The sequence below is a fragment of the Ancylobacter sp. GW821-FHT10E12 genome (genome assembly GCF_058809335.1).
On sequence record NZ_JBXASN010000015.1, the window covers coordinates 64062 to 79976 of the forward strand.

Consider the following 15915-nt stretch of genomic DNA (forward strand, 5'->3'; position numbering starts at 1 on the left):
GCCGGGATCCGACGAATCAGCGAGAGCGTGACCGTGAATATCAGCAGCCTTTACGACGCCTGCGATGCCGTTGCCCTAGCGGAACTGGTCCGCCGCCGTGACGTCAGCCCCGACGAGCTGCTCGACGAAGCGCTGGCGCGCGTGGCGGCGCTCAATCCGCAGCTGAACGCCGTCACCATGCTGCAGGAAGCCACGGCGCGGCGCCTCATCGCCGAGGGCCTGCCGGACGGGCCGCTCGCCGGCGTGCCGTTCCTCATCAAGGATCTCGGCGCCGAGGCGATCGACTTTCCCTCCAATAACGGCTCGCGCCTGTTCGCCGACACCCGCTACGGCAAGGATTCAGCGATCTATGCCCGGCTCAAGGCGGCCGGCCTCATCACCTTCGGTCGCACCACCTCGCCGGAAGGCGGCGTCGGGCCGACCACCGAGGCCGCCGTCTATGGCGGGCCGACCCGCAACCCGTGGAACCCCCTGCATACGCCGGGCGGTTCCTCCGGCGGCGCGGCGGCCTCCGTCGCCTCCGGCATCGTTCCCGCCGCGCATGGCTCGGATGGCGGCGGCTCGGTGCGCATCCCGGCCTCATCCTGCGGCCTGTTCGGCTTCAAGGCCACCCGCGCCCGCCTGCCGGACGGGCCCTATGTCGGCGAAGGCTGGGCCGGCATGGCCATTGACGGTTTCCTTACCCGCTCGGTGCGCGATACCGCCGTGCTGCTCGACGCCACCCATGGCGCCGATCTCGGCGCGCCCTATGCCGCGCCGCCGCTGGAGGCGGGCTTCCGCCAGGCGCTGGAGCGGCGCGACGGCGGGCTGAGGATCGCCTTCGCCACCACCAGCCTGACCGGCGAGGCGATACACCCCGAATGCCGCGCCGCCGTCGAGGCGGCGGCGAAGCTGCTGGAGGGCCTCGGCCACCAGCTGGAAGAGGCACGCCCGGTCGCCGACACCTCCGGCATGATGGCCGCCTGGACCCGGATCGTCGCCTGCGGCACCGCGCTGTCGGTGGAATCCGCCGTGCGCCGGCGCGGCACGCCGCCCGGCGAGGGCGAGATCGAAAGCGTCGCGCGCACCGCGATCGACTATGCGCGCACGATCAGCGGCAGCGACTATCTGGAGGCGATCAACCGGGTCCACGCCTATGGGCGCGAGATGGCGGCCTTCTTCCTGAATTACGACGTGCTGCTGACCGCGACGCTCGCCGAGACCCCGGCGAAGCTCGGCCGCTTCAACCATGTCGGCAAGGAATATGTCGACTACCGCATGGGCCCCGGCGGGGTGTTCGCCTATTCGCCCTTCACCGCCGCCTTCAATGCGTCGGGCCAGCCGGCGGCGTCGCTGCCGCTGCACTGGAGCGCCGACGGGCTGCCCGTCGGCGTGCATCTCGCCGCCGCCTATGGGCATGACGAGATGCTGCTCGGCCTGTGCGCCCGCATCGAGGAGGCGGCGCCGTGGTTCCAGCGCCGGCCGCCGGTCAGCTACGCGGCGCTGCGCTCATAGGTGAGCGCGCCGCCGCAGATGGTGGCGGCGACCTTGAGCGTGTCGATCTCCTCCGGCGGGGTGGCTTCGATGTCGCCCGAGAGGATGACGACATCGGCCAGGGCGCCGGGCGTCAGCCGGCCCTTGCGGCCCTCCGCGAACTCGGCGAAGGCGCCGTCGGTGGTGAAGCCGGCGATCGAATCCGTCAGGCTCTGCCGCTCGTCCGGGGCGCCCTCGAAGGCCGGGAGCCGTGTCATCGCGGTCTTGATGCCCAGCAGCGGGTCGAGCGGCGCCACCGGCCAGTCGCTGGCGAAGACGAGGCGCGCGCCGGTATCGCGGATCGTCTGCCAGGCATAGGCGCTGCGCATGCGCTCGCGCCCGACCATGGAGAGGATCGGCTCCGGCGGATAATAGCCGCCCGGCGCGTGCGTCGGCTGCATCGAGGCGATGACGCCGAGCTGCGCGAAGCGCGGCAGGTCGGACGGCAGCAGCATTTCGATATGCTCGATGCGGTGGCGGCTGTCGCGGGCGCCATTGGCGCGGCGCGCCGCCTCGTAGCCGTTCAGCGTGCGGTTGACCGCCGCGTCGCCGATGGCATGGACGGTGATCTGGAAGCCGAGGCGGTCGATCTCGGTGCAGATGGCGTCGAACGCGTCCGGCTCGAAGAACGAGGAGCCGCGCTCCCCCGGCGCGGTGCAGTAGTCCTCGACCATGTGGGCGGTGGTCGATTCGACGACGCCGTCCATGAAGATCTTGACGAAATCGGCCTTGAGCCGGTCGGAGTGCCAGCGGCGGCGCATCTCGACGGCCTTCTCCAGCTCCGACAGAGCCATGCCGGGTGTGAGGCGGAACGGGACGCGGCCGCGGACGATGAGCTCGCCTGCCGCCTCGATCTCGCCCAGCCGTTCGAGCTGGTAGAAATTGCCGTCCATGTTGTGGAAGCTGGTAATGCCGAGCGAGGCGCAATAGGCCAGCGCCTGCTTGATGATGTCGCGGTCGATGGCGCGCTGGGCGCTCGTCGGCGGGGTCGACGGCTCGTGGCCGGACAGGCCGAGCATCTCGCGCCCGCCGGTCGGCGTCAGCGCGGCGATGGGGGCGAAGGCCTCGAACTCGCGCAATTCGCCGGTCGCCAGCCCGTCCGCGCCCATCACCACCTCGTTGCCGGGCGGCATGTCGAGGCCGTGCAGCAGGCCGGCGGCTTTCAGTGCCGGCGTGTTCGCCCACATGGTGTGATGGTCGCTGGCGAAGAGGGCGAGCGGCCGGTCGGGCAGCACGCGGTCGAGGACCTGCCGGGTGATCGGCTCGTTGTCGCCGAACATGAAATAGGCGGCCTGCTCGGCGATCAGCATCGGCGAATTCGGCTCCGCCGCCGAGCGCTCGCGTATCGCCGCGGCGATGCGGTCGAAACCGGTCATGCCGGCGAGCGACAGGCTGCGCAACTGGGCGCCGCCGGTGAACAGATGGATGTGACTTTCGACGAAGCCGGGCAGCACCGAGGCGCCGCCGGCGTCGATCCGGCGACGTGCGGAGGGTGCCGCCCCGGCGATGTCGGCCCGCGTGCCGACGGCGAGAATCTGCCCGTCCTTCAAGGCGATAGCCTCGGCGGTGGGGCGCCCCGGATCCATCGTGACGATGCGGGCATTCTCGATGATGATGTCGGCAACCGGCATGGGCGACTCCTTTTTGATCACATTCATACCGACCCGCCTTGCCGGAATCCAACCCGTCCCATAGGCTGATCGACATAAGAATATCGGCGCACGGAAATACCGCGGCGTCTCCAGAGAACGACAACGATCGACGGGTGCGAAGTATGCCGGAGCCTGCAGCGGCACAGGACAAGCGCGTTGCGATCGAGGCTCGGGGTATCGTCAAGCAGTTCGGCCAGGGGCCGAGTGCGCTGCGTGCGCTCGACAATGTGTCGATCTCCATCCGCGAGAACGAGTTCTTCACCCTGCTCGGGCCTTCCGGCTGCGGCAAGACCACCCTGCTCAGGCTCATTGCCGGCTTCGAATATCCCAGCGAAGGCGCGATCCTGCTGCATGGCGAGGATATTGCCGGCCTGCCGCCGTTCAAGCGGCCGATCAACACGGTGTTCCAGAGCTACGCGCTGTTCCCGCACCTGACCGTGTGGGAGAACATCGCCTTCGGCATGCAGATGCTCGGCCGGCCGAAGGCCGAGATCGCCTCCCGCGTCGCCGCCATGCTGAAGCTGGTGCACATGGAGGAGCTTGCCCGGCGCCGCACCGACCAGATTTCCGGCGGCCAGGCGCAGCGCGTGGCGCTGGCCCGCGCCCTGGCGCCCGGCCCCAAGGTGCTGCTGCTCGACGAGCCGCTGTCGGCGCTCGACTACAAGCTGCGCAAGGAGATGCAGATCGAGCTGAAGCGCATGCAGCACGAGACCGGCATCACCTTCGTGTTCGTCACCCACGACCAGGAAGAGGCGCTGACGATGTCGGACCGCATCGCGGTGATGTCGAAGGGCAAGGTGCTGCAGATCGGCTCACCCTGGGACATCTACGACAAGCCGGCGGAACGCTTCGTCGCCGACTTCATCGGCGAGACCAATTTCCTCACCGCCTCGGTGCTCGGCATCCAGAACGGCGTGGCGAGGGTGCGGCTGAAGTCGGGCGCCGAGATCGCGGCGACCATCGCCGAGGGCCTGCAGCCGAAGAGCGAGGCCACGGTCGTGGTCCGGCCGGAGCATGCGCGCGCGGTGCCGGAAGGCGGGCAATTGTTCGGCACGGTCGACAACGTGGTCTATTTCGGCACCGACACGCATATCCACGTCAGGCTGGACGATGGCGAGGTGTTCACGGTGCGCCAGCAGAACGCCCGCACCCGGTCCTGCGGCTTCCAGGTCGGCGACCGCGCCGGCATCGAGATCGCCGCCGACGCCGCGCAAGTGCTGAGGGACTGACCATGGCCACCGCAGCCGAGATCGCCAGGCGGAGGGAGCGCGAGAGCATCGCCTCGCGCTGGCTGCTCTCGGCGCCGGCGCTCGTCATCATCTTCGTCGCGGCGACCGGTCCGCTCTTCGTGATGCTCGCCTATTCCTTCATGGCGAAGGGCGATTACGGCGACGTGAAGGTCGGCGAGTATTCGCTCGACGGCTGGTTCTCGGTGTTGTTCCAGCGCGACATCTTCGACGACACGCTGACCTTCGCCGATGCGCATCTGTCGATCCTGTGGCGCTCGGTGCGGCTGTCGATCATCACCACGCTGGCGACGCTGCTGCTCGGCTTTCCGACCGCCTATTTCATCGCCACCCGGCCGCGCAGCACCCGCGAGGTCTGGGTGTTCCTGGTGACCATCCCGTTCTGGACCAACCTGCTGATCCGGGCTTTCGCGATGCAGCAGGTGATCCGCAACGAAGGCGTCCTGAACTCGCTGCTGCGGGCGCTGGGCATCATCGATCAACCGCTGCAGATCCTGTACACCGACTGGGCGATCCTGTTCGGCATGGTCTACGTGTACCTGCCGCTGATGGTGCTGCCGCTCTATGCCAGCATGGAGAAGCTGGACTTCCGGCTGATCGAGGCCGGCTACGACCTCTATGCCGGGCGGCTCGCCGTGCTGCGGCGGATCATCATCCCGATGGTGAAGCCCGGCATCGTCGCCGGCTCGATCCTGGTCTTCATCCCCTCGCTCGGCGCCTATGTCATTCCGCGCGTGCTGGGCGGCGGCAAGAACTTGATGCTCGGCAACCTGATCGAATTGCAGTTCGGCGCCGGCCGCAACTGGCCGCTCGGCGCGGCGATCTCCATCACCCTGATGGCCATCGTGATGCTCGCCCTGCTGGTCTATGTGCGCAACGCCTCGCGTTCCGGGGGGCAGCATGGCTAGGCGGCGCTTCGACATCCGTGCCCAGCCGGGTTTCGCCGCCGTGGCGATGTTCACCTTCGCCGTGCTCTACCTGCCCATCGCCACGCTGGTCGCCTATGCCTTCAACGCCAGCGAGTCGGTCACCACGTGGGGCGGCTTCTCGCTCAGGTGGTTCGTCGATGCGTCGAGGAACGTCGCCGTGCAGGACGCGGCCTGGCGCTCGCTGATCGTCGCGGGCTGGGCGGCGTCCCTCGCGACGGTGGCCGCCACCATGGCGGCGATCGCGACGACGCGCACCGCGCCCTATCGCGGCCTCGGCTTCAAATATGCCTTCATCAACCAGCCGCTGATGGTGCCGGAGATCGTCACCGCGGTGGCACTGCTGATCGTGTTCTCGCGCATCAAGGTCTGGACCGGCTATTCCGGGCTCGGTTACCTGATCCTCGCCCATACCGCCTTCTGCATCCCCTTCGCCTACCTGCCGATCCGCGCGCGGCTGGAGAGCATGGACGCCTCGCTGGAGCGCGCCGCCGCCGACCTCTACGCCACGCCCTGGATGGCGTTTCGAAGGGTGACGCTGCCGCTGCTGCGGCCCGGCATCATTGCCGGCTTCATGCTGGCTTTCGTGATCTCGCTCGACGACGTCGTCATCACCGAGTTCGTCAAGTCGGGCGGGCAGGACACCTTGCCGACCTACATGCTCGGCCAGATCCGCCGCACCGTCACCCCCGAGGTCAACGCCATCGCCGCGGCGTTCCTGGCGCTGTCGGTGGTGCTCGTCACCGTGTTTTTCTTCATCAATCGCCAGAAGACCTGAACCACAACAAAGCCTTCGGAGACGGAATATGAACTGGAAGATGACGGTCGCGGGCGCGGCCATCGCGGTCATGGGTTTTGCGGGCAGCGCCGCAGCCGAAGGCGCGCTCAACATCTATAACTGGGGCGACTATACCAGCCCCGAGATGATCAAGAAGTTCGAGGACACGTACAAGGTCAAGGTCACGGTGACCGACTACGATTCCAACGACACCGCGCTGGCCAAGGTGCGCGCCGGCGGCCATGGCTTCGACATCGTGATGCCCTCCGCCAACTACGTGCCGATCTGGATCAAGGAAGGCCTGCTGCTGGAAGCGCGGCCCGACCAGATGGAGAACTTCAGGAATGTCGACCCGCGCTGGGTCGACGTGGCGTGGGACAAGGGGCGCCACTACACCGTGCCGTGGCAGTGGGGCCTCACCGGCATCGGCGTCAACAAGAAGGCCTATGGCGGCGACATCAACACCTCGGCGATCTTCCTCGATCCGCCGAAGGAGCTGGTCGGCAAGATCAATGTCGCGCCGGAAATGAACGACGTGCTGTTCGCCACCATCAAGTATTTCGGCGGCGACTGGTGCACGGCTGACAAGGACGTCTTGAAGAAGGTGCGCGACAAGCTGGTCGAGGCGAAGCCGAAATGGCTGGCCATGGACTACAGCGTCACCGAGAAGCTGCCGGCGGGCGACTACTCGGCGGTGTATTACTGGAACGGCGCGGTGATGCGCTCCCGGCTGAAGAACCCGGACATCGCCTTCGGCTATCCGAAGGAAGGGTTCCCGTTCTTCATGGATAGCGCCGCCATCCTCAAGGACGCCAAGAATGTCGAGAATGCCAAGCTGTTCCTGAACTTCATCATGGACCCGGAAAACGCCGCCATGATCTCGGCCTTCGCCAAATATGCCAACGGCATCAAGGGCTCCGACAAGTTCATGCCCGCCGACATGAAGGACGCGCCGGAGCTCGTCGTTCCCGCGCAGTTCGAAAAGGCCGGCGAGTTCCTCACCGCCTGTCCGCCGGAGGTCAGCCAGCTCTACACGCGCATCTGGACCGACGTGAACAAGTGACGCGCCTTTTTGCGGGGACGGGACGGCCATCCCGCCCCCGCGAGCGCGTGAAGTAACCGCTCACCGCGGCGGTGTTCCCGCCGTCACCGAGCGAACGAAGCCGACCGTGTCGGACAGCGCCGGCGCGAGCAGGCGCAGCGGCGGCGAGAACGCGCCGATGATGCCGCGATGGTCGACGCCGGCATAGAGCACGTCCGTCACCGATCCGCCGCGCTGGCGGATCCGGTTCGCCAGCCGGGTCGTGTTGCCGGGATCGACCGTGGTGTCGAGCCGCCCGGCGGCCAGGAACATCGGCGCTGCCTTTCCGTCGACGAAGTTGATCGGCTGTGTCCGCGCGAGCTGGTCCGCCGGACCGAATATCGTCTTCAGCGTCGCGTCTTTGAGCGGCAGGAAATCATAGGGCCCGGCGAGGCCGACCATGCCGGCGATGTCGCGGCGATTGTCCAGCCCGACGCGGCCGAGCCACTGGGCATCGAGTGCCAGCATCGCGGCGATATGCGCACCGGCGGAATGCCCCATCAGTACGATCCTGCGCGGATCGCCGCCATATTCGGCGGCATGCTCGCGCGTCCAGCGCACCGCCTGCGCCCCGTCGCGCAGAAAGCCGGGAAAGCGCACGTCCGGGTAGACCCGGTAGTCTGGGATGATGGCGAGGATGCCCCGATCGGCGAGCGCGGCGCCGACGAAGCGATAGGTCTCCCGATCGCCCTCCTGCCAGCTTCCGCCATAGAAGAACACCACCACCGGGCGGGGGTCGCTGCCGCCGCGCGGTCGATAGAGGTCGAGCCGATGCCGCGCACCGGGTGCGTAGGGAATGTCGGAGCTGAGCTGGTACGAGCCGAATCTGGCAAGGCCGTTGAGGGCATCGACCGGCGAGAACAGCATCGCATATCCGAGACCGGTGGCCGCTGCCATCAGGGCGAGGCCGACGAGAGTCGGGCTGGCGCCCGATCCGCGGCGGATGGAGGGGAAGGTGGATCGAGGCGGACGAAGGTGGTCGACCGGGCCGGCGGCAACGCGCCAGCCGGCATCCACGGCCATGCCTTCCGCGGCCATGCCTTGCGCGGCCAAGCCTTGCGCGACCATGCGCCGGACCGGCCCGAAGAGATACGAAACGAGGCGAGACATCGAGAGCATGATGTCTTTACGGCGAGCGGCCCCGAGCGGATCACCGAAGGCCCGGCGCGCCGCCGGGCCTTCTCACGGGAGCAGCGGCATCCGGTTCACCGGCCGAGGCGCTTCGCGTGCCAGGTGATATGGTCGGCCATGAAGGTCGAGATGAAGAAGTAGGAGTGATCGTAGCCCTCGCGCATGTTCAGCGTCAGCGCGATGCCGGCCTGTTTGCAGGGCTCCACAAGCAATTCGGGCCGCAATCCGGTGTTCAGGAACGGATCGGCGGTTCCCTGATCCACCAGCAATTCGGGAAAGCGCCGGCCGTCTTCGATCAGGGCGAGCGCGTCATATGCGCGCCAGGCGGCTTCGTCCTCGCCGAGATATTTGGCCAGCGCCGGCCGCGACCAGTCCGCCGTGCTGGGCTGCACGATGGGGGCGAAGGCCGAGCAGCTAACGAAGCGGTCCGGGTGCTTGAGCGCGATGGTCAAGGCGCCATGGCCGCCCATCGAATGGCCGAATATGCCCTGGCGGGCCATGTCCGCCGGGAAGGCCGAGGCGACCAGCGCCGGCAGTTCCTGCGCGATATAGGAATACATCCGGTAGTGCCGGTGGAACGGCGCCTGCGTCGCGTCGAGATAGAAGCCCGCCCCCGAGCCGAACTGCCAGTTGTCGGGTTCATCGGGCACGCCCTCGCCGCGCGGGCTGGTATCCGGCGCGACGACGATCACGCCATGCTCGGCCGCCGCCGCGCGGTACTCGCCCTTCTCCATGACATTGGCATGGGTGCAGGTGAGGCCGGACAGATACCACAGCACCGGTACCGGGCCATCGGCCGCCTGCGGCGGCACGAAGACCGCGAAGGTCATCGGCGTGCCGGTGACCGTGGAATCATGCCGGTAGACGCCCTGCACGCCGCCATGCGACTTCGCCTTGGAGACCGTCTCCATCCGTAGCTCGCCCATCAGTAGATCACGACCGAGCGGATCGACTTGCCCTCGTGCATCAGATCGAAGGCAGTGTTGATGTCTTCGAGCGGCATGGTGTGGGTGATCAGGTCGTCGATATTGATCTTGCCCTCCATGTACCAGTCGACGATCTTCGGCACGTCGGTGCGCCCGCGCGCGCCGCCGAAGGCCGAGCCGCGCCAGTTGCGCCCGGTGACCAGCTGGAACGGGCGGGTGGAGATTTCCGCTCCCGCCGGCGCGACGCCGATGACGATCGAGGTGCCCCAGCCGCGATGGCAGGCTTCCAGCGCCTGGCGCATCACGTTCACATTGCCGGTGCAGTCGAAGGTGAAGTCGGCGCCGCCATCGGTCAGGTCCTGGATGGCGGAGACCACCTTGTCGTTGCCGACGTCTTTCGGGTTGATGAAGTCGGTCATGCCGAACTTCCGCGCCATCTCGACCTTGGCCGGGTTGATGTCGACGCCGATGATCTTGTCGGCGCCGACCATCCGCGCGCCCTGGATGACGTTCAGGCCGATGCCCCCGAGGCCGAACACCACCACATTGGCGCCCGGCCACACCTTGGCGGTATAGACCACCGCGCCGATGCCGGTGGTGACGCCGCAGCCGATGTAGCAGATCTTGTCGAACGGGGCGTCCTCGCGCACCTTGGCGAGCGCGATCTCGGGCAGCACGGTGAAGTTCGAGAAGGTCGAGCAGCCCATATAGTGGAAGATCTCGCCGCCCCGACCATTGACCGGCTCGCAGGAGAAGCGGCTGGTGCGGTCCGGCATCAGGCCCTGCCCCTGGGTGGCGCGGATCGAGGTGCACAGGTTCGAGCGCTGCGACAGGCAGGTTTTGCACTGCCGGCATTCCGGCGTGTAGAGCGGAATGACGTGATCGCCCACCTTCAGCGAGGTGACGCCCGCGCCGATCTCGCGCACGATCCCGGCGCCCTCGTGGCCGAGGATGGCGGGGAACTTGCCCTCCGAATCCAGCCCGTCGAGCGTATAGGCGTCGGTGTGGCACACCCCTGTCGCCATGATTTCGACCAGCACCTCGCCGGGCTTCGGCCCACCGATCTCGATGGTCTCGATGGTCAGCGGCTTCTTGGCTTCCCAGGCGACGGCGGCGCGCGATTTCATGGCGCAAGCTTCCTTTTGTGATTCTGCGAGGGCGTAGATTCGAATGCAGGCATAGGTGATGTCGATAGGGTCATCCACCTCATATCCGTATCGCCCGCCGCGGACGATGCAATTCTGGCGGCGCGGTCGAGCGGCCTGCCGAAGGCGGGCGACGCGCCGCGATGCGACGGCATTCTCGCATATGAACGGCGGCCGGATGCGCCGAATCGTGCCGAAACCTATGATGTCCGGCGCAGTTCGGTCCATTTCTGGGGCGCGCGATCGTCATGGGCCCACGGCCCGCCGCCGTGCCGAGAACGGGCTGATCCAGGTGGCGACGGCGAGGGAGGACGGGGTCGAGCGCGTCCTTACGCCGCTGATAGCCAGGGACGGCGCCGGTCTCCGATCAAGGTCGGAATTGGGTCGCGCCGTCGCCTCCGGGCGCCGCGTGCGGAGCCGGGCCGTCTATGCGCGCCTCACTCGCCGCGCCACTCCGGCGTGCGCTTTGCCAGGAAGGCCTCGACGCCCTCGCGGAAATCCGCCGAACCATAGGTCAGCCGGATGAGGTCCGCGTCGCCGGCATGCGGATCGTGCGCGAGCCGGCGCACCATCTCCTTGGTGACGCGCAGCGTGATCGGCGCATGCGAGGCGAGGCGGGCGCATAATTCGTCCACGCGGGCGTCGATCTCCGCCACCGGCACCAGCGTCACATAATCGGCCGGCAATTCCTCGGCCTTCGGCATCTCGGCGAGCAGCAGCATGCGCTTGACCATGCTCACCCCGAGCGTCGCCACGAGCCGCTGGACATTGGAGGCGGAGAGGCAGTTGCCGAGCGTGCGGGCGATGGGCACGCCGAAACGCGCGCCCGGCGTCGCCACGCGGAAATCGCAGGCATTGGCGAGCGCCATGCCGCCACCCACGGCCCAGCCTTCGACCACCGCGATGGTGGGCACGGCGAGCCCTTCCAGCACGCCCACATAGCGCTCGACCTTCTCCTCGTAGGCGATGCCGTCGGCGCCCGACGAGAAGGCGCGGAACTGATCGATGTCGGTGCCGGCGACGAAGGCCTTGCCGCCGGCGCCGCGCAGCACCGCGACCCGCACCTCGCGCGTGGCGGAGATGACGCGGCAGGCATCCGCGAGCTCCTCATACATGCGCCAGGTCATGGCATTGCGGGCGGACGGGCGATCGAAGGTGAGGCGTGCGACCTGTCCCTCGATGGAGAGGCGGACGGTGCCCTCGCCGGTCTCCGGCTTCGGGTTTTCGGGCTTGGCGACGACGTTCATGGGGCGAAGGCTCCGCGGGCGGCGAGATCTTCAACGGCGGTGCGATCGAGGCCGATCTCCTTCAGCACCTCGTCATTGTGCTGGCCGAGCAGCGGCGGATGGCGGTGCACCTGCTGCGGCGTGCCGGTGAGCTTAACCGCGAAGCCGATGTTCGACACCTTGCCTTCGTTCGGGTGGTCGATCTCGATGCGCATCTGCCGATGGCGGCCGTGCTCGCTCTCGAACGCCTCCGGGTAGGTGTGCATGGTGCCGGCCGGAATGCCGACGGCCAGCAGCGCCTCCACCCATTCATCCGAGGCGCGGGTGACGAAGGTCTTCTCCAGTTCCTCGATCAGCACCTCGCGATGGGCGAGGCGGTCGGGATTGGTCTTGAAGCGTGGATCCTCCACGAGGTCGGGACGCGCCAGCGTCTCGCAGAGCTGCAGCCAGAGCTTCTGGTTGGTGGCGCCCATGACGAAATAGCCGTCGCTGGACTTCACCGCCTGATAGGGCGCGCTCATGCGGTTGGCGGTGCCGAGCGGGATCGGCTGCGTGCCGCGGCCCCAGTATTCCGAGATGTCCCAGACCGAGAAGGCGAGCGCCGCCTCGAACAGCGAGGCGTCGATATACTGGCCCTCGCCGGTGTTCCTGGCGCCGATATAGGCGCCGAGTATTGCATAGGTGGCGAAGAGGCCGCAGCCGATATCGGCGACCGGCACGCCCGCCTTCACCGGCGGCCCGCCCGGATGACCGGTGACGCTCATCACGCCGGACATGGCCTGCGCCATCAGGTCGAAGCCGGGACGCCCGGCCCAGGGACCGGACTGGCCGAAGCCGGAAATGGAGGTATAGACGAGGCGCGGATTGTAGCGGCGCACCGTCTCGTAGTCGCATTTCAGCCGCTTCATCACCCCCGGCCGGTAGTTCTCGACCAGGATGTCGGCGGTCTTCACCAATTCGTAGAACAGCTCGCGTCCGGCCTCGCTCTTGAGGTTGATGGCGACCGAGCGCTTGTTCCGGTTCATGTTGAGGAAGCCCATGCTGTCAGGCCCCTTCATCTTGAAGCCCATGGCGCCGCGCGTCTGGTCGCCGGTGCCTGGCGGCTCGACCTTGATCACGTCGGCCCCGAGATCGCCGAGCAGCATGCAGCTATAGGGTCCCGCCATCACCTGGCTGACATCGAGCACCCGCACGCCGGCGAGGGGGAGCGGCCGCGGCGGCGGCGTGCCTTCCGCCTGGTGCTGGGTGGCCGGCTTCTCCCTCGAATGGTCCAGAAGATCGGTCATCGGTTTCGAGCCTTTCTGCGGAGCGGAATCCGCATGCACAATCAATAATTACGAATGGCATAGACGCCGCCCTTGTCGGGCGGGCGGCGCGGTCAGCTGGTGAGCGCGCCCGAAGGCCGGCGACCGCGAATGCGGGGCTTGGCGGGCGCTGCCTCCGCCGGCTCGCCACCGGCCTCGATGCGGCCGATGAAGGCGCGGGCGATGCCCACCGTGGTGCCGGTCACATGGCTCTCGAGGATGGCGGCGAGACGCGGGCCGTCACGTGCCTCCAGCGCCGCGATCATCTGCGTGTGCTCGGTCACCGCCGCCTGCCAGTGCTCGCGGCTCTTGCGCACCACGAAGCGGCAGGCGTGGATGCGGGTGAGGATCTGCTGGTAGAAGGCCGACAGGGTGGCGTTGCCGGCGATGGCGAAGATCGCCTCGTGGATCAGGCGGTTGTGCCGCAGATACTCGACCTCGTCGCCGGCCTCGAAACACTCCATCATCCGCTCGTGCAGGGCCCGCACCCGCGCGATGTCCGCGTCGGCGGCGCGCCCGCAGGCGAGCAGGCCGGCAAGCCGCTCGAGCGAGGCCATGATCGGGAACAGCTCCTCGATCTGCTCCTCGGTGATGCGGGCGACGATGGCGCCGCGATGCGGCAGGATCTGCAGCACCCCTTCCGCCGCCAGCACCTTCAGCGCCTCCCTGATCGGGGTCCGCGACACCCCGAACCGCTCGCAGAGCTGTTCTTCCGGCACCTTCTCGCCCGGCCGCAACTCGCCCTGCAGGATCATCTCGCGCAGCGGGGCGACGAGGGATTCGTGGAGAGAATGGCGGATGATCGGGGCGGAGGACATGCGGTCTGTTCCTGGCGGCTTCTGCGAGCCTGTGCGTTTCCCACCGGAAGCATAGGCGGGAAAGGTCGGCATCGGAAAGTCGATCACACCGACCTCCCTTCCGGCGCCGGGGCGTCGGCGCCCTTATGTGCGGCGGAGCGGCCGCCGTTGAGGATCAGCGAGATCACCGGCAGGCACAGCAGCAGCAGGCCGAGGCCCATCATCGTCGCCACGAGGCCGTTGGAGAAGAAGATCGCCGGCGAGCCGTCCGAGGTCAGCATGGCCTGGCGGAAGGCATCCTCCGCCTTGTCGCCCAAGACCATGGCGAGCACGAAGGGCGCGAGCGGGTAGTCGAGCTTCTTGAACACGTAGCCGACTATGCCGAAGCCCAGCGCCAGCCACACGTCGAACATGTGGTTCGCCACCGTATAGGCGCCGATGACGCAGACGACGGTGATCAGCGGTCCGACGACGGTGAACGGCGCCCGCAGGATATAGGCGAAGAGCGGGACGGTCGCGAGCACCAGCACGACGGCGATGAGGTTGCCCATATACATGGAGGCGATGAGGCCCCAGACGAAATCCGGGCGGGTGGAGAACAGCATCGGGCCGGGCGAGAGGCCCCAGATCATCAGCCCGCCCATCATCACCGCCGCGGTGGCGGAGCCGGGAATGCCCAGCGCCAGCATCGGCAGCAGCGCGCAGGAGCCGGCGGAATGGTCGGCGGTCTCCGGCGCGACGATGCCTTCCGGCTCGCCCTTGCCGAAGAAGCGGCCGCGCCGGGAGAAGCGGCGCCCGAGCGCGTAGCTCATGAAGGAGGCGGCGGTGGGTCCGCCGGGGGTGATGCCCATCCAGCAGCCCACGACGGCGCTGCGCAGGAGCGTCGCCCAGTAGCGCGGCACTTCCGCCACGGTGCGCGCGATGACGCGGATGTCGAGCTTCGCCTTCACGCCCTCGAACTTCAGGCCTTCTTCCATGGTGAGCAGCAGCTCGCCGAGGCCGAACAAGCCGATGACCGCGATGAGGAAGCTGATGCCGCCGATCAGCTCGTCCATCTCGAAGGTGAGGCGCGCCTCGCCGGAAATGGTGTCGATGCCGACCGTGGCGGCGGCAAAGCCGAGCATCATCGCTACCAGCGTCTTGAAGGGCGAGCCGCCGGACATGCCGATGAAGCTGGCGAAGGCCATGAAATAGACGGCGAAATATTCCGCCGCGCCGAAGCGGAGCGCGAAGTTCGCCACCCAGCTCGACAGCAGGGTGATCACCAGGACGCCGGTGAGCGCGCCGATGCCGGCGGAGGTGAAGGCAAGGGTGAGGGCCCGCACCGCCTGCCCCTGCTTGGCCATCGGATAGCCATCGAAGGTGGTGGCGACGGAAGAGGGTTCGCCCGGAATGTTGAACAGGATGGAGGTGGTCGATCCGCCGAACAGCGCGCCCCAATACATGGAGGTGAGCAGGATGATGGCGGAGATCGGATCCATGGTGAAGGTGAGCGGCAGCAGCAGCGACACGCCATTGGGCGCGCCGAGGCCCGGCAGCACGCCGACCACCAGCCCGAGAAGCACGCCCATCACCATGATCATCACGTGATGGGCGGTGAGCGCGACGGCGAAGCCGTCCATCAATTGCCCGAAATTGCCCATGGCGCGTCCCTCGATGTTTTCTTTTCGTCAGTAGATGCCGAAGGCTTCGAGGATCGGTCCCTTGAGCAGCGGGACCATGAAGAGCTTCTCGAAGATGACGAAGTTGACCGCGACGACCGCCAGCGCCGCGAGCAGCGAGGTGGCGGTGCGGAAGCCGGCGGCGACGCGCAGCGCGTAGAAGATGTAGAGCGCCATGCCGATATAGAGGCCGAGCCAGGCGGAGATGGCGACCATGGCGACGATCGGCAGGAAGAAGACGACGATGGTGCGCAGCCGCTCGCCGTCGATGAAGGGCTCTGCATCGGGGCCGGCGCCGCGTGCCGCCCGCCCGCCGGTCCGGCGCAGAAACGCCTGCACGATGGTGCCGGCGCTGCCGAGGATGATCAGGCAGCCGATATAGAAGGGGAAATAGCCCGGCTGCGGCCCGGATTCGCTCCAGGCGATGCCGTTCAGCGTGGCGCCGTAGCAGACCACCGCGCCGACGGCGGCGGTGGCGCAGGCGGCGGCGATGTCCATGGTGCTGCGCGAGATGTCCATATGCCTCACT

Annotated in this window: 14 protein-coding genes; 5 read left to right on the forward strand and 9 right to left on the reverse strand. The window is 67.6% G+C overall.

All coding sequences use genetic code 11. The features are described 5' to 3' along the window. Positions 1–33 precede the first annotated feature (33 nt). Positions 34–1494 carry an amidase gene (locus tag AC1RU4_RS19370; protein ID WP_492892764.1) on the forward strand — a complete coding sequence of 487 codons (1461 nt, stop codon included), beginning with the start codon at positions 34–36 and terminating at the stop codon, positions 1492–1494. Here AC1RU4_RS19370 and AC1RU4_RS19375 read toward each other — a convergent pair. Further along, positions 1473–3143 (reverse strand): amidohydrolase, encoded by a 1671-nt coding sequence (locus AC1RU4_RS19375; protein ID WP_492892765.1) that lies wholly within the window; start codon positions 3141–3143, stop codon positions 1473–1475. The genes AC1RU4_RS19370 and AC1RU4_RS19375 overlap by 22 nt on opposite strands. A 143-nt stretch (positions 3144–3286) precedes the next feature. Between AC1RU4_RS19375 and AC1RU4_RS19380 the strand changes: the two genes are divergently transcribed. Genes AC1RU4_RS19380 through AC1RU4_RS19395 form a run of 4 tightly spaced genes read left to right on the forward strand, consistent with a single transcriptional unit; the run spans position 3287 to position 7178 of the window. Further along, positions 3287–4393 (forward strand): ABC transporter ATP-binding protein, encoded by a 1107-nt coding sequence (locus tag AC1RU4_RS19380; RefSeq protein ID WP_492892766.1) that lies wholly within the window; start codon positions 3287–3289, stop codon positions 4391–4393. 2 nt (positions 4394–4395) lie between these two features. Beyond that, positions 4396–5319, forward strand: coding sequence for an ABC transporter permease (locus AC1RU4_RS19385; protein WP_492892767.1), 924 nt, complete (start codon positions 4396–4398; stop codon positions 5317–5319). Further along, on the forward strand, positions 5312–6115 hold the full coding sequence (locus AC1RU4_RS19390) for an ABC transporter permease (RefSeq protein ID WP_492892768.1): 804 nt from the start codon (positions 5312–5314) through the stop codon (positions 6113–6115). The genes AC1RU4_RS19385 and AC1RU4_RS19390 overlap by 8 nt, the downstream gene beginning before the upstream one ends. Positions 6116–6143: 28 nt before the next feature. Continuing rightward, positions 6144–7178 (forward strand): extracellular solute-binding protein, encoded by a 1035-nt coding sequence (locus tag AC1RU4_RS19395; protein ID WP_492892769.1) that lies wholly within the window; start codon positions 6144–6146, stop codon positions 7176–7178. A gap of 60 nt (positions 7179–7238) precedes the next feature. Here the strand turns inward: AC1RU4_RS19395 and AC1RU4_RS19400 are convergent, their stop codons facing one another. The 8 genes from AC1RU4_RS19400 to AC1RU4_RS19435 form a co-directional block, all read right to left on the reverse strand. Then, entirely contained in the window at positions 7239–8219 is a 981-nt protein-coding gene (locus AC1RU4_RS19400) for an alpha/beta hydrolase (RefSeq protein WP_492892770.1), read from the reverse strand. Between the two features lie 182 nt (positions 8220–8401). Beyond that, positions 8402–9238 carry an S-formylglutathione hydrolase gene (fghA, locus tag AC1RU4_RS19405; protein ID WP_492892840.1) on the reverse strand — a complete coding sequence of 279 codons (837 nt, stop codon included), beginning with the start codon at positions 9236–9238 and terminating at the stop codon, positions 8402–8404. Positions 9239–9252: 14 nt separating this feature from the next. Next, positions 9253–10380: an S-(hydroxymethyl)glutathione dehydrogenase/class III alcohol dehydrogenase gene (locus tag AC1RU4_RS19410; RefSeq protein ID WP_492892771.1), complete on the reverse strand. Its 1128-nt coding sequence runs from the start codon at positions 10378–10380 to the stop codon at positions 9253–9255. 455 nt (positions 10381–10835) lie between these two features. Continuing rightward, entirely contained in the window at positions 10836–11645 is an 810-nt protein-coding gene (locus AC1RU4_RS19415) for an enoyl-CoA hydratase/isomerase family protein (RefSeq protein WP_492892772.1), read from the reverse strand. Continuing rightward, a complete protein-coding gene (locus AC1RU4_RS19420; protein WP_492892773.1) occupies positions 11642–12910 on the reverse strand; it encodes a CaiB/BaiF CoA transferase family protein in 1269 nt (422 codons plus the stop codon). Before AC1RU4_RS19420 ends, AC1RU4_RS19415 begins: the two co-directional genes overlap by 4 nt. A 92-nt stretch (positions 12911–13002) precedes the next feature. After that, positions 13003–13746 carry a GntR family transcriptional regulator gene (locus AC1RU4_RS19425; RefSeq protein WP_492892774.1) on the reverse strand — a complete coding sequence of 248 codons (744 nt, stop codon included), beginning with the start codon at positions 13744–13746 and terminating at the stop codon, positions 13003–13005. Between the two features lie 83 nt (positions 13747–13829). After that, positions 13830–15368: a tripartite tricarboxylate transporter permease gene (locus AC1RU4_RS19430; RefSeq protein ID WP_492892775.1), complete on the reverse strand. Its 1539-nt coding sequence runs from the start codon at positions 15366–15368 to the stop codon at positions 13830–13832. Positions 15369–15395: 27 nt separating this feature from the next. Then, entirely contained in the window at positions 15396–15905 is a 510-nt protein-coding gene (locus tag AC1RU4_RS19435) for a tripartite tricarboxylate transporter TctB family protein (RefSeq protein WP_492892776.1), read from the reverse strand. Between the last annotated feature and the right edge of the window lie 10 nt (positions 15906–15915).

What these genes read in the sequence shown, in the direction of transcription:
- AC1RU4_RS19395 (WP_492892769.1), top strand. Translation starts at nt 6,144, where the DNA reads ATGAACTGGAAGATGACGGTCGCGGGCGCGGCCATCGCGGTCATGGGT.
- AC1RU4_RS19435 (WP_492892776.1), bottom strand. Translation starts at nt 15,905, where the DNA reads ATGGACATCTCGCGCAGCACCATGGACATCGCCGCCGCCTGCGCCACC.
- AC1RU4_RS19425 (WP_492892774.1), bottom strand. Translation starts at nt 13,746, where the DNA reads ATGTCCTCCGCCCCGATCATCCGCCATTCTCTCCACGAATCCCTCGTC.
- AC1RU4_RS19375 (WP_492892765.1), bottom strand. Translation starts at nt 3,143, where the DNA reads ATGCCGGTTGCCGACATCATCATCGAGAATGCCCGCATCGTCACGATG.
- AC1RU4_RS19380 (WP_492892766.1), top strand. Translation starts at nt 3,287, where the DNA reads ATGCCGGAGCCTGCAGCGGCACAGGACAAGCGCGTTGCGATCGAGGCT.
- AC1RU4_RS19415 (WP_492892772.1), bottom strand. Translation starts at nt 11,645, where the DNA reads ATGAACGTCGTCGCCAAGCCCGAAAACCCGAAGCCGGAGACCGGCGAG.
- AC1RU4_RS19400 (WP_492892770.1), bottom strand. Translation starts at nt 8,219, where the DNA reads ATGGCCGTGGATGCCGGCTGGCGCGTTGCCGCCGGCCCGGTCGACCAC.
- AC1RU4_RS19420 (WP_492892773.1), bottom strand. Translation starts at nt 12,910, where the DNA reads ATGACCGATCTTCTGGACCATTCGAGGGAGAAGCCGGCCACCCAGCAC.
- AC1RU4_RS19410 (WP_492892771.1), bottom strand. Translation starts at nt 10,380, where the DNA reads ATGAAATCGCGCGCCGCCGTCGCCTGGGAAGCCAAGAAGCCGCTGACC.
- AC1RU4_RS19385 (WP_492892767.1), top strand. Translation starts at nt 4,396, where the DNA reads ATGGCCACCGCAGCCGAGATCGCCAGGCGGAGGGAGCGCGAGAGCATC.
- AC1RU4_RS19390 (WP_492892768.1), top strand. Translation starts at nt 5,312, where the DNA reads ATGGCTAGGCGGCGCTTCGACATCCGTGCCCAGCCGGGTTTCGCCGCC.
- AC1RU4_RS19430 (WP_492892775.1), bottom strand. Translation starts at nt 15,368, where the DNA reads ATGGGCAATTTCGGGCAATTGATGGACGGCTTCGCCGTCGCGCTCACC.
- fghA (WP_492892840.1), bottom strand. Translation starts at nt 9,238, where the DNA reads ATGGAGACGGTCTCCAAGGCGAAGTCGCATGGCGGCGTGCAGGGCGTC.